This is a genomic window from uncultured Thiodictyon sp., assembly GCF_903828115.1.
Taxonomy (GTDB): domain Bacteria; phylum Pseudomonadota; class Gammaproteobacteria; order Chromatiales; family Chromatiaceae; genus Thiodictyon.
The window spans coordinates 1-4559 of the sequence record NZ_CAIKKU010000136.1; the positions used below are offsets into that span (position 1 = coordinate 1).

At 67.6% G+C, this 4559-nt stretch carries 4 protein-coding genes; all 4 read right to left on the reverse strand.

The features are described from left to right. Positions 1–121: 121 nt before the first annotated feature. The gene (cobI, locus tag QZY48_RS05170) at positions 122–925 is read right to left on the reverse strand and encodes a precorrin-2 C(20)-methyltransferase (RefSeq protein ID WP_295428618.1); all 804 of its coding nucleotides are present in this window, start codon (positions 923–925) and stop codon (positions 122–124) included. A gap of 154 nt (positions 926–1079) precedes the next feature. After that, the gene (cbiE, locus tag QZY48_RS05175; RefSeq protein ID WP_295428621.1) at positions 1080–2492 is read right to left on the reverse strand and encodes a precorrin-6y C5,15-methyltransferase (decarboxylating) subunit CbiE; all 1413 of its coding nucleotides are present in this window, start codon (positions 2490–2492) and stop codon (positions 1080–1082) included. Further along, positions 2485–3636: a cobalt-precorrin-5B (C(1))-methyltransferase gene (locus QZY48_RS05180; RefSeq protein WP_295428624.1), complete on the reverse strand. Its 1152-nt coding sequence runs from the start codon at positions 3634–3636 to the stop codon at positions 2485–2487. Before QZY48_RS05180 ends, cbiE begins: the two co-directional genes overlap by 8 nt. Then, positions 3633–3860, reverse strand: coding sequence for a hypothetical protein (locus tag QZY48_RS05185; RefSeq protein ID WP_295428626.1), 228 nt, complete (start codon positions 3858–3860; stop codon positions 3633–3635). Before QZY48_RS05185 ends, QZY48_RS05180 begins: the two co-directional genes overlap by 4 nt. Positions 3861–4559 lie beyond the last annotated feature (699 nt).

Here is a 4559-nt window from a genome sequence, read left to right on the forward strand (position 1 = left end):
AGGTTATCGTAGCCCCCGGATTCTCTCGCAGCCCAAAGTGCATCGCTTCTCCGATTACGACAACGACAACGACAACGACAACGAACCCGACAACGATTGTTTTTGGCTTGTTCTTGACGCGTTACTGATCTCCCTCGATCGCCGGCATGGGTAGGGGGTTGCGGGTCCCGGAGCACCCCCGCCGCAAGTCCCCGCGCACCCGCCCGGGGTTGCGGACCAAGAGCAGCGACAGATAATTGACCGACTCCCCGCGCAGGATGCCGACCCCGGTCACCACCCGCTCATCCGGGGTGCCGACCTTCTCCACGAAGCAGGCGTGCGCCGTCAGCCCGCGCCGCTCCAGCAGGTCCAGCAGGGGATCGAGCAGGGGCTTGACCTTGAGCAGGACCAGGGTGTCGAAGGCGTCGATCAACCCCTCGATGACCTCGATGCCATAGGCCGCGGGGATCACCGCGAAGGTCCCGTCCTCCTCCACCAGGGGCACGGCAAGCCGGGCGGCGGCGGCGTTGAAGGAGGGCACCCCGGGGATGACCTCCACCGCGCCCCCCAGACCTCGCACCACCCGCGCCAGGTGACCGAAGGTGGAATAGGTGGAGGCGTCGCCCTCGACCAGGAACAGCAGGTCCCGCCCTTCGGCGAGTAGCTCGGCACAGCGCACCCCGGCGCGGGTCCAGGCCAGGGCCAGGGTCTCGGGGTTACTGGTCATGGGAAAGTGCAGTGACTCCGCATCCGCCGGCACCGTCAACCCCGCCCGACACACGATGTCTAGGGCATAAGAGGCCGCGTCCTTGCCCTTGACCGGATAGACCCAGCGCCCCCCCGACTGCAGGACCTCCCAGGCGCGGCGGGTGATGAGACCCGGGTCGCCGGGGCCGAGCGAGACGCCGATCAGGCAACCGGGCGGGCGCGATGAAACATCAGACATGGGGCGTTTCCGCTAACAGGATGGAGTTGAACACGATCGTTGTCGTTGTCGTTGTCGTAATCGGAGAAGCGAAGCACTTTGGGGTTAGAGAATCCGGGGCGCTACGATATCCTCGATTACGACAACGACAACGACAACGACAACGAAAATGGCGCTATCGGCAGTCACTGATGGAATCGTTTAACCTATTGTGAACCGTTTCTAAATCTTCATCATTAACAAAGCGAGCGGCGGTCAGTATCCAGACCGGGTTCAATGCGGCCAGCCGGTGCAGGCCGCGGATCGGCCGGCTGCGCGCGAGGGCGAGTTGGATCAGGTCCCAGGCCAGCCCAGCCCGGTCCAGGGCCGCCGTGGCAGTCGTCAGATTCTCCAGCGTAACCAAATTGAGCACCAGGCGCCCGCCCGGACGCAGCCGACCCGCGACAAGGTGGATCAGCGCCTCCAGGCCCCCGCCCGAGCCGCCGATGAAGACCGCATCCGGGTCCGGCCAGGCGTCCAGACCGGTCGGCGCCTCGCCCTCATACAGGCTGTAATTGCCGGCGCGCAGGCGCCGCGCGTTGGCCCGCGCGTCCGCCGCCTGGGCGGCGGCGCGCTCGATCGCCCAGACGTGACCCGCATAGCTGATCCGGCTGGCCTCCAGACCGACGGCCCCGGAGCCGGCCCCGATGTCCCAGACCAGGCTGTCCGGCCGCAGGGCGAGCTTGGCCAGGCTGACTGCCCGCACCTCCAGCTTGGTGATGAGCCCGGCACCCTCCCCTGCCCGAGGCCGCTGCTGTGCGAAGTCGCCATCCGCCAGGCCAAAGACCGGGTCGGACCCTGCCATGTGGGAGCGGCGTCCCGCCGCGACACCCTCGCCGCCGCGATCCAGCCCCCGCTCCAATCCGCCCGCCCGCGCCAGGATGACGATATTAGGCCCTGCAAACTCCAGCCCGGCCGCCTCTTCCAGGCTGAGATCCGAGAACAGGGCCTCGTCCGGACAGTCGAGCCGGGCGGCGACCGACAGCCTGATCTCCTCCCCGTAGCCCACCGTCAGGAGCGCCCGGGCAATCCGGTCCGGCCCGTTCTCGGGGCTCGTGAAGACCGCCACCAGCGGGTACCGGGCCACCGCCTGCACGACCTGGTACAGGGCATGGCCCGGGGTCGCCCCCGGCTCCCACTCGCCCGACCCGGCGCTGTGACAGGAGGCGATATGGGCGCCCTGCCAGGGCACCTTGAGGCGCGCGCAGGCCAGTTGCAGGGTGGACGGGGCCGGCAGGACCTCGATGGCCGCCGCCCCCAAGGCCGCGATCAGCCGCGCGCCGATACCATGACAGAGTGGGTCCCCAGTGGCGAGCACGACAACACTCAGCCCGTCCGCCCAGGCCTGGTGCACCCAGCCCGGGACCTGGGCCAGGGCGCCGTCCATCGGCAGTTGCCGGGCGCCCGGGGCCAGTCGGGAGGCGACCAGGTCCAGGGTCCGGGCGGCGCCGATCACGCACCCCGCCGCGGCCAGCCGCGCCCGTGCGGCCGCGGCCAACCCCGGCCAACCGTCGTCCAGGATTCCGATCAGGGTGCAGGTCTCAGCCATCGGCGTCGTCTCCAACGCTGACCAGCGGTTGACCCGCGAAGTCGCAGGCCAGCAGCGTCAGTCGATAAGGTCCAGGATAACAGCGGCGCAGGCTCTCCAGCGCCCGCAAGGCCAGGACCCGATGCAGCGGCACCGCGAGCCCCAGCGCCTCCAGACGCTCCGCGGCGAAGCGGGCGGTCGCCGCCACGCGGATCTGCGCCACCAACTCCGGCGGGGCCCCGACCTCGGCGGCCACCGCGGCGATCAGGTCCCGGTCCAGCGGGGCGCGCCAGGCGTGGGTCACCGCCAGGCCCTGCGCCATCTTGGTCAGCTTTCCCACCATGGCCCCGACGATGAGGTGCCGCATCCGCAGCTTGATCGCACTGGTAAAGGCCGCCTTCACGAAATCACCCATTTGCACGAAACAGACCTCCGCCAATCCCGGGAGCGCCGCCATCGCCCCCTTCTCGGTGCGCCCACCGGTGGTGAAGACGACGGTGGTCTGCCCCTGGAAGGCCGCCACCCGCACCGCCTGGACCAGGGCGGCACGAAAGGCCGCGGTGGAATAGGGCCGCACGATGCCGGTGGTCCCCAGGATCGAGATCCCGCCCAGGATGCCGAGCCGGGCATTCAGGGTCTTGCGGGCCATCGCCTCCCCGCCCGGGACCGCGATGGTCACCTCAAGCCCGTCCCCCGCCGCCAGCAGCGCCGCGCCCGCGGCCCGGACATTCTCCGCGATATTGCGCCGCGGCACCGGATTGATTGCCGCGCTGCCCACCTCCAACCCCAAACCCGGGCGGGTCACGACCCCGACCCCGGCACCGCCCCGCAACAGCACCGCGCCGGCCCCCCCGGGGAGGCGGCGCACCAGCGCCGTCAGGTGGGCGCCCTGGGTCGCGTCCGGGTCGTCGCCCGCGTCCTTGATCGAGACCGCCTGGGCCAGCTCGCCCGCCACCTGCCCCTGGCAGATGGCAAAGACCACCCGTTGGCCGTTGGGCAGCAGACAGTCCACGGACTCCGGCACCCGGCCCTCGATCAGCCCCAGGGTCGCCGCGGTCGCCGCCGCCGCCGCGTTGGCCCCGGTGGTGAAGCCGGTCCGATCGCCGCGCCCGCGGCGGGCGTCGCCCTTGGTCGGGCGGTCCCGGGTTTCATGGCCTTGACTCATTTTGTTCGCATACCGGCGCGGGGATCGACATCAGGCTTGAGGAAACTGACGCTGTCGAGTAAACGTCCAGCGGCCCTCCTGACGTAGGCCTTCGGCGACGTTGAAAAGCGCTCAATGCTCGCGCGGTATTCGTCAATGCCGATCACCTTGAAGAGCCGGATGTACTCCTTGAATTCCTTGTAAAGGCAACCACTCGCCAACTGGAACAAGAAAATCCTGGCCAAGCGATCTCTCTGGGAACTGCTCAGTTGCGTATGACGCAGCGTTCTTGCCATGCGCTCACAGTCGATTCTCATGCTTCGCGCTTGCGGCGCACATGATGGGTTTCGCTGCGCTCGCCTCATCTTCCGGGAGTGAATTTCCAGGGTCACGGCGGTGTCACGAGTGCAAGTTCGGCGGTGTCGGGCTTGTTGCCGATGCCGTCACCGTCGGTATCGACGGACTCACTGCGGCCGAGCACGAAAGGTTGATCGGACAAAAGAACCGAACGCCCTGGAACTGGCCGGATGACGCTGGGATTCGTTCCTCACCGCAATCCAAGGCCCTGCCATCACTTGCACCATCAACCTGTTCCATCCTCTCACATATCGTTCCCGGCGGCACTACCCCATAGATGACACGACCATCTTTGGTAATGCATTTTTCCGTCAATGATGAGTCTGCCAGTGACCTTATGCCAAACGAGATTCCATGCTTTTCGTAGAGCAGACTCCCGTACCATCCAATCGCTGCGATGATGGCAATAAAGATAAGCTTTTTCATATTGTGCTCATGTTTCTCGCCGGGTAGCCGTTCAGAGACCCGGCATTGGAGCCGGCAGCGGAGCGGCCGCGCGACCGGCGCGGCGCTCAGCGATCACGCCGGCCAGATAGGGCCACGGCACCTGGCCGCGCTGGCGACAGGTTTCAATCACGCTGGCGAGC

Coding starts and splice junctions, on each gene's coding strand:
- cobI (WP_295428618.1), bottom strand. CDS start 925: ATGTCTGATGTTTCATCGCGCCCGCCCGGTTGCCTGATCGGCGTCTCG.
- QZY48_RS05180 (WP_295428624.1), bottom strand. CDS start 3,636: ATGAGTCAAGGCCATGAAACCCGGGACCGCCCGACCAAGGGCGACGCC.
- cbiE (WP_295428621.1), bottom strand. CDS start 2,492: ATGGCTGAGACCTGCACCCTGATCGGAATCCTGGACGACGGTTGGCCG.